This is a genomic window from Actinomadura rubrisoli (assembly GCF_004349215.1).
Lineage (GTDB): Bacteria > Actinomycetota > Actinomycetes > Streptosporangiales > Streptosporangiaceae > Spirillospora > Spirillospora rubrisoli.
The window spans coordinates 1-18,076 of record NZ_SMKU01000053.1 but is presented as its reverse complement, the minus strand read 5'-3'; the positions used below and the strand labels follow the sequence as shown (position 1 = coordinate 18,076).

Sequence of the window (18,076 nt, the reverse complement as noted above, 5' to 3'; positions counted from 1 at the left end):
CGCGACCGGGTCGTCGCGCTGCGCGGCCTGATCGCGTCGCGGACCGTTCGGCCGCGTCAGGGCCCGCCGACGACGGCCGACCGCTGCGCGGTGATCGCCTCGGCGGCCCGCCGGACGATCGCCTCGATCAGCTCGGCGCACGTGGGCAGGTCGTCGATGACGCCGACGGCCTGGCCGGACGCCATCACGCCGAGGTCGGGACGGCCGTCCACCATGGCCGCCTTGAGCAGCATCGGCGTGTTGGCGGCCATCATCACCTGCGACCACGACAGGTCCTTGCCGTGCCTCATCGCCCGGCCATCGGCGATCATCTCCCGCCACGACATCCCCGACAGCCTCTTGAACCGGGCACCGTTGCGCAGCGCCCGGACCAGCAGGGCCACGCGCCCGGACGACTCCAGCGCCTCGACCAGCCCGCTGCGCAGCACCCGGTGCGGCATCCCGTCCACCTGCCGGGTCACGATGGTGTCGGCGGCGTCCAGGTAGACGCGCTTGACCGCGTCCGGGACCGGGCTGTCGGCGGTCAGCAGGAACCGGGTGCCCATCGCCACGCCCGCCGCCCCGTAGGCCAGCGCGGCGGCGAGGCCGCGGCCGTCGAAGAAGCCGCCCGCGGCGATCACCGGGATGTCCACCGCGTCCACGACCTGCGGCAGCAGCAGCGTCGTCGCGACGGCGCCGGTGTGCCCGCCGCCCTCGCCGCCCTGCACCAGCACCGCGTCCGCGCCCCACGCCGCGACCTTCTCGGCGTGCCGCCGCGCGCCGACCGATGGGATCACGACGATCCCGGCGTCCTTCAGCCTGGCGATCAGCTCCCGCCTCGGGGCGAGCGCGAACGAGGCGACCCGCACGCCCTCCCTGACGAGCAGGTCGATGCGGTCGCCCGCGTCGGACGCGTCCGCCCGCAAGTTGACGCCGAACGGTGCGTCCGTGCGGTCCCGCACCTCGCGGACGGCGTCGGCGAGCCGATCGAGCGTCATCGTCGCCGAGGCCAGGATCCCGAGGCCCCCGGCGTTCGCGACCGCCGTCACCAGCCGCGGCCCGGCCACCCAGCCCATGCCGGTCTGCACGACGGGATGCCGCACGCCGGTGAGCCGGGTCAGCGGCGTGTCGAGCACCTGCCCGCTCCCGCCCTGCCCTTTCACGCGGGGACCTCGCGCTCGCGCAGGCCCTCGGGATCGAGCACCTCGCGCATGACGCGCAGCTCCTCGGCGTCGGGCAGGCGCGTCTCGGGCACCTCGTCCGGGACGGCCAGCTCGAACCCCGTGGCGGCCGCCACGTCCTCGACGGTCACGCCGGGATGCACCGAGCGCAGCCGCATCCGCCGGTCCGGGGTGGCGAAGTCGAGCACGGCCAGGTCGCTGACCACGGCGCGGATCTCGTGCGCGCCCCGGTCCCAGCCGACGCCGCTGACGACGTCGACCTCCCCGGTGAACACCCGGGCCGAGTGCTTGGGCACCCAGTAGCTCGTCGGGTTGAGCAGGGTGTTGCCCGGACCGCCGCGCATCCCGAGGAGCTGCCGGGCGGGCCGCCCCCAGTCGCCGATGCACGAGATGTTGGTGTTGCCGTACGGGTCGATCTGGCTCGGGCCCATCACCACGTGCCGCCGCCCGTTCAGCACGAGCCACAGGTGGTCGCGGAACGGCAGCCAGCCCTCGGCCTCCGCGGCCCGCGTCCCCAGCGGGACGGGCCCGGCGCTCAGCACCGGTCCGCCGTCGGTGGTCAGCAGGTCGGGCGCGAACGTCGCCCGCGCCAGCCGCGCCCCCAGCATCGGCACGAACCCGGCGACAGCCGCCGCCACGATCTCCCCGTCGCCCCGGAACAGCTCCGCGCAGGCGACCGCGCAGACCTCGGCCCTGGTAGCCCTCACTCGTCCTCCTGCCAGCGTCGGACGGCGTCCTGGTAGGCGGTCTCGTCGCCGGACAGGAACCGTTCGCGGAACGCCGCCCACCTCTCCGGGTCGGCGGCCGACCGCGCGTACAGGCGCTGGAACGCCTCGTCCCGCCGGTGGTCGGGCTCGCAGTCGGTGAAGTGCGCGCCGTTCGGCGTCTCCACCACGCCCGCCACCTGCGACCGGCTGATCAGCAGGGACTGAAGCGGCCCCTCCTTGGCGAAGTCGGCGGTGCCGACGAGCCGCTCGCACGACACGTACGTCCGGTCCGCGGCCTTGGCGAACAGGTCGTCCATGTAGGGGTCGGGGCCGAGGTACTGGGCGTTGCCGCGGGCGTCGGCGCGGTTCATGTGCACGAGCGCCGCGTCCATGGTCAGGGCGGGGACGGCCACGAGCTCCCGGCCGTCGTCGTAGGGCGACCTGACCGTTCTCAGCTCCGGGTTGACCCGCATGACGTCCGATCCGAGCCCGACGGGCGTGGGCAGGAACGGCAGCCGGTGCGCCGCCGCGTACAGCCCGAACATGAACATGCCCTCGTCGTACTCGGTCAGCTCGATCGCGCCGGACTGCCGCGCGTGCCGGAAGTGCGGCTCCAGCGGGATCGAGTCCAGCGTCACGAACGCGGTGACCAGGCGCCGCACCTTGCCCGCCGCGCACAGCAGCCCGACGTCCGGCCCGCCGTAGGACACGACGGTGAGGTCGGTGACCGGGGACCGGCAGATCGCGCGGACGAGCGCCATCGGCTTGCGCCGCGACCCCCAGCCCCCGATCCCGACCGTCATCCCGCTCTCCAGCGTCCCGGCGACCTCGTCCACCGACAGCACCTTGCTCATCCGGCCCCCTCGCCCAGGAAGGCGTCGCGGTGCTCGTCGCCCGCGCCGACGAGGTTGAGCTCGAAGGTGAAGCCCTGCTCGTAGCGGTAGCTGCGCCTGACGTCGACCGGGTCGATGCCGTTCAGCGACTCCTTGGCGCGCCGGATCACGTACCGGTCCTTCGCGGCGATGGCCGCGGCGACCTCCAGGGCCGCGGCGCGCAGCCCGTCCGCCGGGACGACCTCCAGCACCGAGCCGTGGTGGTGCAGCTCGGCCGCCGTGACGGTGCGGCACGTGTAGACCATCGCGCGCATCAGGTGCTGCGGGACGAGCCGCGCCAGGTGGGTGGCGGCGCCGAGCGCGCCCCGGTCCACCTCCGGCAGACCGAAGTAGGCGTCCTCGGACGCGACGACGATGTCGGCGTTGCCCGCCAGGCCGACGCCGCCGCCCAGGCAGTGGCCGTTGACGGCGGCGACGACCGGGACCTCGCAGTCGTAGACGGCGGCGAACGCCGCGAAGCAGCCCCGGTTGGCCCCTACCAGCGCGGTGTGGCCCTCCGCGCGCTGCATCTCCTTGATGTCGACGCCCGCGTTGAACCCCGGGCCCTCGGCGCGGAGCACGACGGCGCCGACCCGTGGGTCGCGGCCGGCCGCGAGGACCGCGCCGGCCAGCGCGTGCCAGCCCGCCACGGTCAGCGCGTTGACCGGCGGCGCGTCCACGACGATCTCGGCGACCCCGTCCCGGGTCGTGGTGGAGACTCCCATGCGCTACCTTTCCACCAAACATTTGTTAGAACAGACCGTAGCAGGGTCGCGGAGGAGGCGGGATGGCACTGACGCTGGACCTGGCGGGCAGGACCGCCGTCGTCACGGGGGGCGTGCGCGGGGTCGGTGCCGGGATCAGCCGCGCCTTCCTGGAGGCGGGCGCCGACGTGGTCGCGGTCGCCCGGCGCGAGCCGGACGCGCTTCCCGAGGCGGCCGGCCGCACCGCGCGCTTCCACGCGCTGGACGTGCGCGACCCCGCGGCGGCGCAGGCGTTCGCGGACGGGCTGGACCGCGTCGACGTGCTGGTCAACAACGCGGGCGGCGCGCCGTACCTGCCCGCCGCGGACGGCGACCTGCGCACCCACATCAAGATCATCGAGCTGAACCTGACCGCGCCGCTGATCATGGCGCGGGCCGTCCGGGCGCGGATGCGCGCGCAGCCGGGCGGCGGCTCGATCATCATGATCGGCAGCGTGAGCGGGACGCGGCCCTCGCCCGGCACCGCCGCCTACGGCGCCGCGAAGGCCGGCCTGCACAGCCTCACCCGGTCGCTGGCCGTCGAGTGGGCGCCGCACGTCCGGGTCAACTCGCTGACGCTCGGGATGGTCCGCACGGAGCTGGCCCACCTGCACTACGGCGACGAGGAGGGCATCGCGGCGGTCGAGCGGACCGTCCCGCTCGGCCGCCTCGCCGATCCCTCCGACGTCGGCGCGGCCTGCGTGTTCCTGGCCTCGGACCTGGCGTCCTACGTCACCGGCTCGTCCCTGCTGCTGCACGGCGGGGGCGAGCGCCCCGCCTTCCTGGACGCCGCCACCGTGAACAGGCCGTGAGCGAAGGAGACTCGATGATCTGCAAGGACCGTGTGGTCGCCGTCACCGGCGCCGGGCGGGGCCTCGGCCGCGCGCACGCGCTGGAGTTCGCCCGGCAGGGCGCCCGCGTCGTCGTGAACGACCTGGGCGTGGCCAGGGACGGCACCGGCCGCGCCTCCGAGGGGCCCGCGCACGACGTCGTCCGGGAGATCGAGGCGCTCGGCGGGCGGGCCGTGGCCTGCGCCGACGACATCGCCACGGGCGCGGGCGCCGCCGCGCTGGTGTCCACCGCGACCGAGGCGTTCGGGCGCCTGGACGTCCTGGTCAACAACGCCGGGTTCCTGCGCGACCACATGCTGGTCAACCTGTCGGAGGACGAGTGGGACGCGGTCGTGCGCGTCCACCTCAAGGGCCACTTCCTGCCGCTGCGGCACGCGGGCCTGCACTGGCGCGCCGAGAGCAAGGCCGGCCGCCCCGTGGACGCCCGGGTGATCAACACCTCGTCCGGCGCCGGGCTGCTCGGCAGCGTCGGCCAGGGCAACTACGCGGCGGCCAAGGCGGGCATCGTCGGGCTGACGCTGGTCGCGGCCGCCGAGCTCGGCCGGTACGGCGTCACCGTCAACGCCATCGCGCCCGCCGCCCGCACCCGGATGACCGAGGAGGTCTTCGCGCGGACGATGGCCGCCCCGGCGGAGGGCGGGTTCGACGCGATGGCGCCCGGGAACGTCTCGCCGCTGGTCGTCTGGCTCGGCTCGGCCGGGTCCCGGGACGTCACCGGCCGGATCTTCGAGGCCGAGGGCGGCAGGATCTGCGTGATGGACGCCTTCCGGCACGGCCCGAGCGCCGACAAGGGCGCGCGCTGGGACCCGTCCGAGCTGGGCGAGGTCGTGACCGGCCTGCTGGCGGAGTCCGCCCCGCCCGAGCTGGTGTACGGCGCCGGCTAGCCGGGCGTCTCACCCGAAGTGCGGAGGATGGTGCTGGGGGCGACGCCGCGGACGCGTTTGAAGGCGTTGCTGAAGGCGAAGCCGTCGGCGTAGCCGACCCGCCGGGCGACCGCGGCGACGCTGGCGTCGCGCTCGCGGAGCAGGTCGGCGGCCAGCGTCATCCGCCACTCGGTGAGGTAGGCCAGCGGCGGGCTGCCGACCAGCTCGGTGAAGCGGCGCGCGAACACCGCCCGCGACATGCCGGTCTCGGCGGCCAGGTCCGCCACCGTCCACGGCCGGGCGGGGCGCTCGTGCAGCAGTCGCAGCGCCAGGCCGATCCGCGGGTCGCCGAGCGCGCGGTAGCCGGCGGGCGGCTCGGCGTCCGGCAGCGCGAACCAGGCGCGCAGGGCCCGCACCAGCAGCATGTCGAGGAGCCGGTCGAGGATGATCTGCTGGCCCGGCTCCTCGCGGGCGACCTCGGAGCCGAGCAGATCCAGCAGTGGCGCGAACTCCGGCTGCCACGGGACGACCACCAGCGGCGGCAGCGCCTTCAGCAGCCGCTCGCACACGTCGCCGCGCATCGGGTACTCGGCGGTGACGAACAGGTCCGACCCGTCCGCCGTGAGCCCGTACGAGCGGGGGCCGAGCCGGAAGTTGTGGCCGATGCCCGCCGGGCCGTCCTCGGTGGCGTAGCAGCGGTCCTGGTCGACGACCACGATCTGCGGCTCGGTGTCGGGACGGTCCCCGGCGGTGAACGCGCCGCCGCCCCTCGTCAGGAGGATGTCCCCCTGCCGGACCCGCACGGGCTCGCCCGCGTCGGGGACGATCCACGCGTCGCCCTGGAGCATCGTGCCGAGCGCGAGCGGCGCGGGCGCGTTGAACCGGACCGCCCACGGGGGCTCGGCCACGGACCGGCAGAACAGCGCGCCGCGCGCCCGCACCTCCGCGAGGAGGTCGTCGAGGAGATCCATACTGAGACGATCTCACATGGAATCAAGACGTGCACCCATGGATCGTCTCGTCCGGGACTGGTGTGCTGGTCACATGACCGAATCACCGATTCTCGTTCTCGGCGCCCGGGGAAAGACCGGCCGCCGTCTTGTCTCGCGCCTCACCGATCTCGGCGTGCCCGTGCGCGCCGGGTCCCGTACGACCGGAACCCGCTTTGCGTGGGAGGACCGCGGCTCCTGGGGTCCCGCGCTGGAGGGCGCCCGCGCCGTGTACGTCGTTCCGCTGGACGAACCCGTGGGGGAGGACGCCGTAGCGGAGTTCGCGGGCGCCGCCGTGTCGGCGGGTGCGCGGCGGCTCGTCCTGCTGTCCGCGCGGGGGCCGCAGGCCGGGCAGATGCACCCCATGCAGGAGCCCGGCGAGCGGGCCGTCCGGGAGTCCGGCGCGGAGTGGACGATCCTGCGCCCGGCCTGGTTCTTCCAGAACTTCAGCGAGGACATGTTCCTGCCGCCGCTGCTCGCGGGCGATCTGGCCCTGCCCGCCGGAGAGGGGCGCGAGGCGTTCGTGGACGTCGCGGACATCGCCGACGTCGCGGCCGCCGCGCTCACCGGGGACGGCCACGCCGGGCAGGTCTACGAGCTGTCCGGGCCGGAGCCCCTGACGTTCGGAGAGGTCGTGCGGATGATCGCGGACGCGTCGGGACGCGACATCCGCTACACGCCGCTGGAGACGTCCGAGTACAGGGCGCTCCTGAGCTCGCAGGGGGTCCCCGGCGCGCTCGCCGAAGTGCTTGCGAATCTGCTGGAAGGCATCCGGAACGGCACGGGCCGGCACCTCAGCGACGGAGTGCAGCGCGTGCTCGCCCGGGAGCCGCGCTCCTTCGCCGACTACGTCAAGGAGGCCGCCGCCTCCGGCGTCTGGTCCTGAGCGTTCGCCCCATCTGAGGCGGAGTTCTCGTCACGCTGCGGCCGGATCCGGCCGCAGCGTGACGTTGTGCGCCCTGACCTGCGATCTTCCCCGAATGCCGTGGCGGCGAGGACCGGGGATGTCACCGAACTGGAACGGGGTGAACACGCGTCGTACTGCCCGGAGACGCTCCCGCAGACGACCCGAGAGGCAGGTGCCTGCCGCATGGCTTCCGACGGCCCGCCGCCGCAGCGCAGGACAGGACGCGCACTCGCCCATGAGGGGACGGCCGCGTTCCTCGCCGGGACGGGCGCGCGCGCCCCGGCGAAGAACGTCTCACCGCCTCGCCGGACGCGGGCGGGGGCGCGTCGCGGCCTCGTCCTGTCCTCGGCGGGGGCGGCCGCCGCGGCCCTGCTGCTCGGCCTCGGCGCCGCGTTCGGCGCGCTCCTGCCGGCCCTGCGCGCGGCCGGCGCGTTCCTCGACTTCTACTGCGGGGTCTTCGCCCTGGTGGCGCTGTCGCTGACGGTCATGATCGGGCTGCTGGCCACCGACCGCGCGGTCCTCGCGCCGCGCCACCGCGTCCGGGCGCAGGCCGTCCACCGGGCCTTCGCGTTCCTCGCGGTGTCGATGCTCCTGCTGCACCTGGCCACCCAGCTGGCCCGGCACCGGGTCGGGGCCGGGCAGGCGTTCCTGCCGCACTCCCGCGGCCACCTGGCGGACGTCGGCCTCGGCACCCTGGCGTTCTACCTGCTGATCATCGCGATCGCGGGCGGCGTCGCCCGGGGGCGCTTCGCCGCCGCCCGCCATCCCTGGGCGTGGCGGGCGACGCACCTGACGGCCTACGCGGCGTGGCCGCTGGGCATCCTGCACGGCCTGACGTCCGGCCGCGCCCCCGCGCCGTGGGTCACGGCGGGCTACCTGCTCTGCCTTGCCGGGGTGGCGCTCGCGCTGGCCGCGCGGCCGGTCCTGCGGCCCCGGGACAGGAGGATCCCGTGACCGCGCTCGCCGTCCGCCAGATCGGGCCGCCGCGGCTCACCAAGGGGCTGGAGAGCGCCGGGCGGCTCGACTGGGACGCCCACCGCGCCCTGCACCCCCACCCGCGCCCCCTCACCACCGACCAGCTGATCGCGCTGTGCGAGGCCGGGAGCCTGCACGGGCGGGGCGGCGCCGCGTTCCCGTTCGCCCGCAAGGTGAAGGCGACCGCCGACAGCGCCGTCCGGCGCCGCAAGCGGACCGTCGTGGTGGTGAACGGGACCGAGGGCGAGCCCGGCAGCGCCAAGGACAAGACGCTGCTGCGCGGCGCCCCGCACCTGATCCTGGACGGCGCCGCGCTCGCCGCGACCGCGCTCGGCTCCCTGGAGATCATCGTCGCGGTGACCGACCCGGACGCGGCGGCCTCGGTGCAGCGGGCCATCGCCGAGCGGGGGCTGGGCGCGCGGGCGCGGGTCGTCCGGCTGCCCGAGCGGTTCATCACCGGGGAGGGCGGCGCGCTCGTCCGCGGCATCAACGGCGGGCGGCCGATCCCGCCCGGCCGCAAGAGCCGCGCCTCGACCCGCGGCGTGGACGGCCTGCCGACCCTGCTGTCCAACGCCGAGACCTACGCGCAGCTCGCCGTGCTCGCCGGGCTCGGGCCGCACCGCTACCGGAAGGTCGGGCTGCCCCAGGAGCCCGGCACGGTGCTGCTGACCGTGACCGGCTCCGCCCGGTTCCCCGCCGTGGTCGAGACCGCCGCGGGGGCGCCGCTCGGCCACCTGCTGGACCTGTGCGGGAGCCGCGCGGGCGAGGGCGTCCTGGTCGGCGGCTACCACGGCGCCTGGCTGAAGGGCGAGGTCGCGACCCGCACACAGGTGTCGCGGGCGGGACTCGCCGCGGCGGGCGGCGCGCTCGGCGCCGGGATCGTCATGCCGCTCGGCCGGGGCACCTGCCCGCTCGGGGAGTGCGCGCGGGTCGCCCGCTACCTCGCGGCCGAGTCCGCCGGTCAGTGCGGCCCGTGCCGGCTGGGGCTGCCCGACCTCGCCGGGGCGCTCACCGCCCTGGCCTCCGGGCAGGACGCGGCGGCCGCGCGCGACACCGTCGCCCGCGCCGCCCGGATGGTGACCGGGCGCGGCGCCTGCGCGCACCCCGACGGGACGGCCCGGTTCGTCCTGTCGGCCATGGACGCCTTCGAGGACGACATCGCCCGGCACGTCGCGGACGGCGGATGCGGCCGCCCCGTCCTCGGCGTCCTCCCGGCCGCGACGGACGCGCGGCTGAGCCTGGAGGTCGACTGGAGCCGCTGCGACGGCCACGGGCTGTGCGCCGACGTGCTGCGCGGGACGGTGCGGATGGACGAGTACGACTACCCGGTCATCCCGTCCGAGCCCATCCCGGCGCGGCTGGAGGCGGACGCGCGCCGCGCCGTCGCCGCCTGCCCGGGGCTCGCGCTCCGCCTCGTCCCGCGCACCGCGCACGACAAGCCCCGGCCGGAGCCTCAGCGGGGCCGGTAGTCCTGCATGTAGCGCTGGACCCGCTCGGCGTAGGGCCGGTACTTCTCCGGGACGCCGCCCGCCTCCACGACCTTCTTCGACGACGACCGGTAGGTCGCCGCGAGGTTCAGGGACGGGTCGCCCGGCACGTCCTTGAGGTCCTTGCCCCAGTAGCACAGGAAGCGGCCCATCGCCGGGATCGACAGCTCCGGCGTGATGTCCGCCGGCTTGGGCTCGGGGTTGTTCAGGCCGCCGGGCTGCCAGAACACCAGCACCTTGGGGGTCCAGCGGGCGATGCCGTACTCGTCGCGCGCGGGATCGGCCAGCCGCGGGTCGAAGCCGCTCTCCGCCTTGAGCATCGCGGCGATCAGCGCCGGGCTCAGCCCGCGCATGTCGCACCACGTGCCCGCCCGGACGATCAGCTCCCGGTACTGCCGCGGGACGTCGGAGCCGGCGCGCAGCCAGCGCTCCTGCGGGCGGGTGCCGGAGGCGGACCCGCCGTCGGCCCCGCCCAGGATCCAGAACGCGCCGCCCGCGACGAGCGCCGCGACCGCCGCCCCGGCCCCGGCGAGCACGGCCCGCCGGGGACGTCCCGGCCGCCGCGCCCGCGCCGTCCTGGGCGGCAGGGGGTCCGGCAGCGGATCGGTGTCGATCCTGCTGGTGGCGCTCGTCAGCGCGTGCCCGAACTCGGCCGCCGACGCCCAGCGTCGCTCCCGGTCGGGCTCCAGCGCGCGCAGGACGGCCCTGTCGACGCCCGGCGGGATCGCCGGCTGGAGCGCGCTGGGCGGGGCCGCGGGCGTCCGCGGCGGCTCCCCGGTGAGCAGGTGGTGGGTGAGCGCCCCGAGCCCGTACACGTCGGCGCGCTGGTCCGGGGCGCCGTCGATCTGCGCCTGCTCCGGCGCCATGTAGCCGGGCGAGCCCGCGGGCAGCGTCAGGCTCGACAGCCGGTCGCCCGAGCGCGCGATCCCCAGGTCGGCGATCATGATCCGCTCGCCGCCGCCGGGCGCCGACCGCAGCAGCACGTTGGACGGCTTGAGGTCGCGGTGGACGACGCCGAGCTCGTGCAGCTCCCGCACGCCCAGGATGATCTCCCGCGCCGTCCGCAGCGCCTCGTTCAGCGGCAGCGGCCCGCCGGCGAGCCGCTCCTCCAGCGTGCCGAGGTCGGCGTAGCTCATCACGAAGTAGGGGCGCTCGTCCGGCAGCTCGCCGATGTCGAAGACCTGCACCAGCCGGTGCGAGTCGGCCTGCCGCAGCAGCCGCGCCTCCCGGACGAAGCGCTCCCGCACGTCGGCGCGGTGCGTCCAGTGCTCGCCGAGGATCTTGATGGCCACGGGGGAGTCGAGCTCGGGGTCGTGCCCGAGCCAGACCGCGGCGAACCCGCCCGATCCGAGGAGGCGTTCGATCCGGTAGCGGCCGGCGGCTCTCGGGGTCTCCATGTCAGCCCATCATGAACGATCGATGCGGGTCCCGGCAGTGTCTTGGAGTAAGCGATCTAGTGCGCCGCGTGCCTGTCGCGGCGGAATGCCGCCGGTGACGGCGGCGTTGTACTTGGTCGCCGTCCGGGAAAATCAATCGCCCCGCCTGGGGCGTTCCGGCTACGGTGCGAAGGTTTGCTGGGCGCCCCATGGAGCGCCCCTGGAGCCGGCACGGGAACGGGGCCGAGGAGCCTTGGACCCTATCCTTGTCGATGGTTATGAGGACGCCTGTGAGATCGCCGCTCGCCGACCTGCGCGCGCGCCTGCCGCAGCTGATGCTGCGTGACCAGCACCGCTTGCGGCGCCGCATCGACGGCGCGCAGAAGATGCGCGACGCCGGGCGGCGGGCCAAGGCCACCGAGGAGATCGCCGCCGATGTCGACGCCGCCGAGCGCCGCGCCGCGCGGCGGCGCGCCGCCGTGCCCGCGATCACCTACCCGGCGGAACTGCCGGTCGCGCAGAAGAGGGACGACATCCTCGCCGCGGTCCGCGACCACCAGGTCGTGATCGTCGCCGGTGAGACGGGCTCGGGCAAGACGACGCAGATCCCGAAGATCTGCCTGGAGCTCGGGCGCGGCGTCCTCGGCTCGATCGGGCACACCCAGCCGCGCCGGCTGGCCGCCCGCACCGTCGCCGACCGCATCGCCGAGGAGCTCGGCACCGAGCTCGGCGACGCCGTCGGCTACAAGGTGCGCTTCACCGACCGATCCAGCGACGACACGCTCGTCAAGCTGATGACCGACGGCATCCTGCTCGCCGAGATCCAGACCGACCGGCTCCTCCGCCAGTACGACACGCTGATCATCGACGAGGCGCACGAGCGCAGCCTCAACATCGACTTCCTGCTCGGCTACCTCAAGGAGATCCTGCCGCGGCGTCCCGACCTCAAGGTCGTCATCACCTCCGCGACCATCGACCCCGAGCGGTTCTCGGCGCACTTCGACGACGCGCCGATCGTGGAGGTGTCCGGGCGCACGTACCCGGTCGAGGTCCGCTACCGCCCGATCGCCGACCCGGACGACCCGTCCGCCGACCCCGACCGCGACCAGATCCAGGCGATCATCGACGCGGTGGACGAGCTGGGCCGCGAGGCGCCCGGCGACGTGCTGGTGTTCCTCAGCGGCGAGCGGGAGATCCGCGACACCGCCGACGCTTTGCAGAAGCACTTCGTTAGACAGCGGGGAGTGACGGAAGTACTGCCGCTGTACGCGCGGCTTTCGGCGGCCGAGCAGCACCGCGTGTTCCAGGCGCACCGGGGCCGCCGCGTCGTCCTGGCGACCAACGTCGCCGAGACGTCGCTGACCGTCCCGGGCATCAAGTACGTCGTCGACCCCGGCACCGCCCGCATCTCCCGCTACAGCCACCGCCTGAAGGTGCAGCGGCTCCCCATCGAGCCGATCTCGCAGGCGTCGGCCAACCAGCGCAAGGGGCGCTGCGGCCGCGTGTCCGAGGGCGTGTGCATCCGGCTGTACTCCGAGGAGGACTTCGAGTCCCGTCCCGAGTTCACCGACCCCGAGATCCTGCGCACCAACCTGGCGTCGGTCATCCTGCAGATGACCTCGCTCGGGCTCGGCGACATCGCCGCGTTCCCGTTCGTCGAGCCGCCGGACCGCCGCAACGTCAAGGCGGGCGTCGACCTGCTGCACGAGCTGGGCGCGATCGACCCCGCCGAGCAGGACCCGCGCAAGCGCCTCACGCCGCTGGGCCGCCGCCTCGCCCAGCTCCCCGTCGACCCCCGGCTGGCCCGCATGGTGCTGGAGGCCGACAAGAACGGCTGCGTCCGCGAGGTCCTCGTCATCGCCGCCGCGCTGTCCATCCAGGACCCGCGCGAGCGGCCCGCCGACCAGCAGCAGGCCGCCGACGAGCGGCACCGCCGCTTCGCCGACCCCACCTCCGACTTCCTGGCCCTGCTCAACCTGTGGAACTACCTGCGCGAGCAGCAGCGGGAGCTGTCGGGCAGCGCGTTCCGCCGCATGTGCAAGAACGAGTACCTGCACTTCCTGCGCGTCCGCGAGTGGCAGGACCTGCACGGCCAGCTGAAGCAGGTCGCCAAGTCCCTCGGCGTCACGCTCAACACCGCCGAGGCCCCGCCCGACCGCGTCCACGTCTCCCTGCTGGCCGGGCTCCTCTCCCACATCGGGCTCATGGACGCCGAGAAGGGCGAGAAGAAGGACAAGCAGCGCCGCGGCCAGGAGTACGTCGGCGCGCGCGGCGCGAGGTTCGCGGTGTTCCCCGGATCGTCGCTGTTCAAGAAGCCGCCGCGCTGGGTGATGTCGGCCGAGCTGGTCGAGACGTCCCGGCTCTGGGCGCGGATCAACGCCAGGATCGAGCCCGAGTGGATCGAGCCGCTCGCCGGACACCTCGTCAAACGCAACTACAGCGAGCCGCATTGGTCGAAGAAGCAGGCGGCCGTCATGGCGCGCGAGAAGGTCACCCTCTACGGGGTGCCGATCGTCGCCGACCGTCCCGTCAACTACGGCCGCATCGACCCCGCGCTGTCGCGGGAGCTGTTCATCCGGCACGCCCTCGTGGAGGGCGACTGGGAGACCCACCACCGGTTCTTCCACGACAACCGCGCGCTCCTCGACGAGGTGGAGGAGCTGGAGCACCGCGCCCGGCGCCGCGACATCCTGGTGGACGACGAGACCCTCTTCGACTTCTACGACGAGCGGATCCCCGAGGACGTGGTGTCCGGGCGGCACTTCGACTCCTGGTGGAAGGCGGCCAGGCGCTCCGATCCCGACCTGCTCGGGTTCGAGAAGTCGATGCTCATCAACGAGACCGCCGACGGCGTCAGCGAGGCCGACTACCCCGACGCCTGGCAGCAGGGGCCGCTCAGCCTGCGCCTGACCTACCAGTTCGAGCCGGGTACCGACGCCGACGGCGTGACCGTCCACGTCCCCGTGCAGGTCCTGAACCAGGTGCGGCCGGACGGGTTCGAGTGGCAGGTCCCCGGCCTGCGCACGGAGCTGGTCACCGAGCTGATCCGCTCGCTGCCCAAGCAGCTGCGCGTCAACTTCGTCCCGGCGCCTGACTACGCCCGCAAGGTGCTGGACCGCGTCGCCCCACGCACCGAGCCCCTGCTGGACGCCCTGGAGCGCGAGCTGACGGCCATGACGGGCATCCCGGTCGCGCGGGAGGCGTGGGACCCGTCCCGGCTGCCCGCCCACCTGCGCATCACCTTCCGCGTGACGGACGACCGCAAGCGCACCCTCGGCGAGGGCACCGACCTGGACGAGCTGAAACGCCGCCTCGCGGGCAAGGTCCGCGGGACGCTGTCCAAGGCCGCCTCCACCATCGAGCGCTCCGGCCTGCGCGAGTGGACGATCGGCGAGCTGCCCCGCACCTACGAGAGCAGCCAGGCGGGCTACGACGTCAAGGCGTTCCCGGCGCTCGCCGACGAGGGCGACAGCGTGGCCGTCCGCATGTACGAGACGGAGGCCGAGCAGCGCCGCGCCATGTGGCTCGGCACGCGCCGGCTCGTCCTGCTGAACGCCCCGTCCCCGGTGAAGCTCATCCAGTCCCGCCTCACCAACCAGGGCAAGCTGGCGCTCAGCCACAACCCGCACGGATCCGTCGCCGCGCTGTTCGACGACTGCGTCACCGCCGCGGCCGACCGGCTCATCGCCGAGGCCGGGGGGCCCGCCTGGAACGAGGACGCCTTCCGCGCCCTGTACGACCGCGTCCGCGCCGACCTGCACGACGCCACCGCCGCGATCGTCGCCCAGGTCGAGCGGATCCTCGCCGAGGCCCACGAGATCGACCGTCGGCTGCGGGGGACCGCGAGCCTCACGCTCGTCCCGGCGCTGACCGGCATCCGCGGGCACCTCGGCACGCTGATCCGCCCCGGGTTCGTCACCGCGACCGGCTGGCAGCGGCTCCCCGACCTGCCCCGCTACCTGCGCGCTCTGCAGGTCCGGCTCGACAAGCTCCCCGAGAACCCGGGCCGCGACCGGATGCTCGCGCACCAGGTCGAGGTGCTGGAGCAGGAGTACGAGCAGGCGCTGCACCGCCTGCACCCCGCGCGCCGCGACGACGAGGCCGCGCGGCAGGTCCGCTGGATGCTGGAGGAGCTGCGGGTCAGCCTGTTCGCCCAGCAACTCGGAACGCGCTTCCCCGTCTCCGACAAGCGCATTCGGAAAGCTTTGGCGGCGTTCTGACCCTCGTGGTCCCGGTCGCGAGCATGATCGTTTGTGAGGTATGACTGGGTTCATGGGTCTGAGGGAGTTCTATCCGCCTGTGGAGCCGTACGACTCCGGGCTGCTGGACGTCGGCGACGGCAACGAGATCTACTGGGAGGTCTGCGGGAACCCCCAGGGCAAGCCCGCGGTGTTCCTGCACGGCGGGCCCGGCGGCGGGCTGCTGCCCGACAACCGGCGGTTCTTCGATCCGTCCGCGTACCGGATCGTGCTGTTCGACCAGCGCAACTGCGGCCGCAGCCTGCCGTCCGCCGGGGATCCGAAGGTGTCGCTGGAGCACAACACCACCCCGCACCTGGTCGCCGACATCGAGCGGCTGCGCGAGCACCTGTCCATCGACCGCTGGCTCGTGTTCGGCGGCAGCTGGGGCACCACGCTCGGCCTGGCCTACGCGCAGGCGCACCCTGACCGCGTCACCGAGATGGTGCTGCGCGGCGTGTGGCTCATCCGCCCGGCGGACGAGGCGTGGACGCTCACCCCCGGCGGGGCCGCGCACCTCTTCCCCGCCGAATGGGCCGCGTTCCGCGACGCGATCCCCGCCGCCGAGCAGGACGACCTGCTCGCCGCGTACGGCCGCCGCATCACCGACCCCGACCCGGCGGTGCACGTCCCCGCGTCCCGCGCCTGGATGGGCTGGGAGCTGTCGGCCAACACCCTGCGGCCCGTGACGCTGCCGGAGTTCGAGGACTCCATGCTCGTCGCGTTCGCCCGCATCACCCACCACTACATCTCCAACGGTGGGTTCCTCCCCGAGGCGGGCCTGCTCGCGGGCGTCGACCGGATCCGGCACGTCCCGGCCGTCATCGTGAACGGCCGCTACGACATCAAGACGCCGCCGGACCAGGCATGGGACCTGCACCGGGCCTGGCCGGAGGCGGAGCTTCACATCGTGGAGGACGCGGGCCACGGCGGCTCCGAGCCGGGCACGCGCCACCTCCTCATCGAGGCCACCGACCGGTTCCGCGACCGGCGGCCCTCCTCCGGCTAGGACGCGATGTCGCGGCGGCGCAGGCCGGCCAGGCCCGCCGCGACGAGCGCGGCCGCGACGGCGAGCAGGACGATCAGCGGCGTCGCGGTCATGGTGCCGCCGGGCAGCTTCGGCGTGTGGGTGAACGGGGACAGGTCCATCACGGGCCGGCTCAGGTTCAGCACCGGGCCGAGCTGGCCGAGCAGCAGGAACGCGCCGACCATCGCCCAGGCGCCCTGCGAGGCGCGGGGGAGCAGGCCGAACAGGGCGATCGCGATGCCGGTCAGCACCCACGCGGCGGGCACCTGGACGAGGACGCCGCCGAGCGCCTCGGCGAGCCTGCCGCCGACGTCGCCCGCCGCCGCGCCGTAGGTGATCCCGGTCGCCGCCCCGGCGATCAGCAGCATCAGGGCCGTCCCGGCGAGGGCGATCAGCAGGTGCCCGGCCGCCCAGCGCAGCCGCCCGGTCGCGGTGGCGAGGAGCGGCTCGGCGCGCTGCGAGGTCTCCTCCGAGCGCGGGCGCAGCGCGGCCTGCACGCCGTACATCGAGGCCATGCCGCCCATGAGCCCGAACGAGGCGGCGAGGAAGGCGTCCGCCAGTCCGGACTGGCCGCCCATCTTGGTGATGAGCTCGCTGGTGTCGGCGCTGTCGCCGACGAGGTCGTCGACGCCGTTCGCGATGCCGCCGATGGCCAGGCCGTACACCAGGAACCCGGCGGCCCAGCCGAGCAGCGACCCGCGCTGGAGCCGCCAGGCGAGGGCGAGGGGGCTGCGCAGGCGCGGCGCGGCCGACGCCGGGCCGAGGCGGGCGGCCAGCAGGCCCGCGCCGAGGTCGCGGCGCTCGACCAGCGCGTAGGCCAGGGCGCACAGGACGGCCGTGAGGCCGAGCGGGAGCAGCAGCACCCAGAACCGGTCGCCCCCGAACGGGCGGACCTCCTCCAGCCAGCCGATCGGGGACAGCCAGGTCAGCCAGTGCGCGCCGGAGGCGTCGCCCGCGGCGCGCACGAGGAACGACAGCGCGAGCACGGCGACGGCGATGCCGCGCGCGGTCCGGGCGTTCTCGGTCACCTGGGCGGCGACCGCCGCGACGGCGGCGAACAGCAGGCCCCCGCCGGCCCAGGCCAGACCGAAGGCGAGCGCACCCGTGCCGCCCTGGCCCGCGAGGCCGAGCGCGACCAGCGCGCCGAGCAGCACGCTGGCGAGCGCCGCGACCAGCAGCGCGGCCGTGAGCGGGGCGCGGCGGCCGATCGCGCCGGAGCCGACCAGTTCCAGCCGCCCGGTCTCCTCCTCGGCCCGGGTGTGCCGGATCACCAGCAGCAGGGTCATGACGCCGACCAGGGCGGCGCCGAGCGTGCCCATCCGCCAGGCCGTCAGCCCGCCGACCGTGGCGTCGTGGACGCGGCCGTAGAGCGCCAGCGTCGCCGCGTTGTCGTTGATCTTGGCGGTGAACGTGTCCCGCTCCGCCTGCGTGTCGTACAGCTTCTGGTAGCTCGACATGGTGCTCAGGACGAACACGGCCAGCACCAGCACCCACGCCGGGATCATGGCGCGGTCGCGGCGGAGCCCGAGCCGCAGCAGCCGCGGGGTGCCCGCGAGAGCGGTCATCGGGCGGTCTCCCCGTCCGCGGTGAGGTCGTCCTGGTAGTGGCGCAGGAACAGCTCCTCCAGGGTGGGCGGCCTGCTGACCAGGCTCCGCACCCCGGCCCGGGTCAGCTGCCGCAGCGCCGCGTCGAGATGCGCGGTGTCGACCTCGAACCTGACTCTGTCGCCGTCGATTTGGAGGTCGTGGACGCCGGGTAGGGCGGCGATTCCGTCGGGTGGTGTGGCGAGTTCGGCGTTGATGGAGGTGCGGGTGAGGTGGCGTAGGTCGTTGAGTGTTCCGGTTTCGGCGGTGCGGCCTTTGCGGATGATGGTGATGCGGT

At 74.4% G+C, this 18,076-nt stretch carries 15 protein-coding genes; 7 read left to right on the top strand and 8 right to left on the bottom strand.

Annotation, left to right across the window (positions count from 1 at the left end):
• Window positions 1-56: 56 nt before the first annotated feature.
• Genes E1298_RS13375 through E1298_RS13360 form a run of 4 tightly spaced genes read right to left on the bottom strand, consistent with a single transcriptional unit; the run spans window position 57 to window position 3,464 of the window.
• A complete protein-coding gene (locus tag E1298_RS13375) occupies window positions 57-1,142 on the bottom strand; it encodes an NAD(P)H-dependent flavin oxidoreductase (protein WP_207944605.1) in 1,086 nt (361 codons plus the stop codon).
• Complete coding sequence (locus E1298_RS13370) at window positions 1,139-1,867, bottom strand: CoA-transferase subunit beta (RefSeq protein ID WP_131892898.1); 729 nt, start codon at window positions 1,865-1,867, stop codon at window positions 1,139-1,141. The genes E1298_RS13375 and E1298_RS13370 overlap by 4 nt, the downstream gene beginning before the upstream one ends.
• A complete protein-coding gene (locus E1298_RS13365) occupies window positions 1,864-2,721 on the bottom strand; it encodes a CoA transferase subunit A (protein WP_131892896.1) in 858 nt (285 codons plus the stop codon). Before E1298_RS13365 ends, E1298_RS13370 begins: the two co-directional genes overlap by 4 nt.
• Complete coding sequence (locus E1298_RS13360; protein ID WP_131892894.1) at window positions 2,718-3,464, bottom strand: enoyl-CoA hydratase family protein; 747 nt, start codon at window positions 3,462-3,464, stop codon at window positions 2,718-2,720. The genes E1298_RS13365 and E1298_RS13360 overlap by 4 nt, the downstream gene beginning before the upstream one ends.
• A gap of 62 nt (window positions 3,465-3,526) precedes the next feature.
• On the opposite strand from E1298_RS13360, the gene E1298_RS13355 reads away from it, so the two are divergent.
• Both E1298_RS13355 and E1298_RS13350 read left to right on the top strand, forming a co-directional pair.
• Window positions 3,527-4,294, top strand: coding sequence for an SDR family oxidoreductase (locus E1298_RS13355; protein ID WP_131892892.1), 768 nt, complete (start codon window positions 3,527-3,529; stop codon window positions 4,292-4,294).
• Window positions 4,295-4,308: 14 nt separating this feature from the next.
• Window positions 4,309-5,217, top strand: coding sequence for an SDR family oxidoreductase (locus E1298_RS13350; RefSeq protein ID WP_131892890.1), 909 nt, complete (start codon window positions 4,309-4,311; stop codon window positions 5,215-5,217).
• Here the strand turns inward: E1298_RS13350 and E1298_RS13345 are convergent.
• Window positions 5,214-6,167, bottom strand: coding sequence for an AraC family transcriptional regulator (locus E1298_RS13345; protein ID WP_131892888.1), 954 nt, complete (start codon window positions 6,165-6,167; stop codon window positions 5,214-5,216). The genes E1298_RS13350 and E1298_RS13345 overlap by 4 nt on opposite strands.
• Before the next feature lie 73 nt (window positions 6,168-6,240).
• Between E1298_RS13345 and E1298_RS13340 the strand changes: the two genes are divergently transcribed.
• The 3 genes from E1298_RS13340 (at window position 6,241) to E1298_RS13330 (ending at window position 9,536) form a co-directional block, all read left to right on the top strand.
• Entirely contained in the window at window positions 6,241-7,071 is an 831-nt protein-coding gene (locus E1298_RS13340; protein ID WP_131892886.1) for an NAD(P)H-binding protein, read from the top strand.
• A 204-nt stretch (window positions 7,072-7,275) separates the two neighbouring features.
• Entirely contained in the window at window positions 7,276-8,046 is a 771-nt protein-coding gene (locus E1298_RS13335) for a hypothetical protein (RefSeq protein ID WP_131892884.1), read from the top strand.
• Entirely contained in the window at window positions 8,043-9,536 is a 1,494-nt protein-coding gene (locus tag E1298_RS13330) for an NADH-quinone oxidoreductase subunit NuoF family protein (protein ID WP_131892882.1), read from the top strand. Before E1298_RS13335 ends, E1298_RS13330 begins: the two co-directional genes overlap by 4 nt.
• Here the strand turns inward: E1298_RS13330 and E1298_RS13325 are convergent.
• Window positions 9,521-10,951, bottom strand: coding sequence for a serine/threonine-protein kinase (locus E1298_RS13325; RefSeq protein ID WP_131892880.1), 1,431 nt, complete (start codon window positions 10,949-10,951; stop codon window positions 9,521-9,523). The two genes, E1298_RS13330 and E1298_RS13325, sit on opposite strands and share 16 nt — an antisense overlap.
• Before the next feature lie 269 nt (window positions 10,952-11,220).
• Here E1298_RS13325 and hrpA point away from each other — a divergent pair, with 269 nt between their 5' ends.
• Both hrpA and pip read left to right on the top strand, forming a co-directional pair.
• Complete coding sequence (hrpA, locus tag E1298_RS13320) at window positions 11,221-15,150, top strand: ATP-dependent RNA helicase HrpA (protein WP_243725559.1); 3,930 nt, start codon at window positions 11,221-11,223, stop codon at window positions 15,148-15,150.
• Between the two features lie 58 nt (window positions 15,151-15,208).
• On the top strand, window positions 15,209-16,177 hold the full coding sequence (gene pip / locus E1298_RS13315; protein WP_131892926.1) for a prolyl aminopeptidase: 969 nt from the start codon (window positions 15,209-15,211) through the stop codon (window positions 16,175-16,177).
• On the opposite strand, the gene E1298_RS13310 is transcribed toward pip, so the two are convergent.
• Both E1298_RS13310 and E1298_RS13305 read right to left on the bottom strand, forming a co-directional pair.
• On the bottom strand, window positions 16,174-17,760 hold the full coding sequence (locus tag E1298_RS13310) for an ABC transporter permease (RefSeq protein WP_131892876.1): 1,587 nt from the start codon (window positions 17,758-17,760) through the stop codon (window positions 16,174-16,176). The genes pip and E1298_RS13310 overlap by 4 nt on opposite strands.
• A partial coding sequence (locus E1298_RS13305; RefSeq protein WP_131892874.1) for an ATP-binding protein DrrA1-3 family domain-containing protein occupies window positions 17,757-18,076 on the bottom strand: 320 nt, incomplete at its 5' end. The genes E1298_RS13310 and E1298_RS13305, both read right to left, overlap by 4 nt.

Excerpts from the sequence above, each read along its gene's own strand:
- E1298_RS13310 (WP_131892876.1), bottom strand. The coding sequence starts at position 17,760 with ATGACCGCTCTCGCGGGCACCCCGCGGCTGCTGCGGCTCGGGCTCCGC.
- E1298_RS13340 (WP_131892886.1), top strand. The coding sequence starts at position 6,241 with ATGACCGAATCACCGATTCTCGTTCTCGGCGCCCGGGGAAAGACCGGC.
- E1298_RS13355 (WP_131892892.1), top strand. The coding sequence starts at position 3,527 with ATGGCACTGACGCTGGACCTGGCGGGCAGGACCGCCGTCGTCACGGGG.
- E1298_RS13325 (WP_131892880.1), bottom strand. The coding sequence starts at position 10,951 with ATGGAGACCCCGAGAGCCGCCGGCCGCTACCGGATCGAACGCCTCCTC.
- E1298_RS13365 (WP_131892896.1), bottom strand. The coding sequence starts at position 2,721 with ATGAGCAAGGTGCTGTCGGTGGACGAGGTCGCCGGGACGCTGGAGAGC.
- E1298_RS13350 (WP_131892890.1), top strand. The coding sequence starts at position 4,309 with ATGATCTGCAAGGACCGTGTGGTCGCCGTCACCGGCGCCGGGCGGGGC.
- E1298_RS13360 (WP_131892894.1), bottom strand. The coding sequence starts at position 3,464 with ATGGGAGTCTCCACCACGACCCGGGACGGGGTCGCCGAGATCGTCGTG.
- E1298_RS13335 (WP_131892884.1), top strand. The coding sequence starts at position 7,276 with ATGGCTTCCGACGGCCCGCCGCCGCAGCGCAGGACAGGACGCGCACTC.
- E1298_RS13345 (WP_131892888.1), bottom strand. The coding sequence starts at position 6,167 with ATGGATCTCCTCGACGACCTCCTCGCGGAGGTGCGGGCGCGCGGCGCG.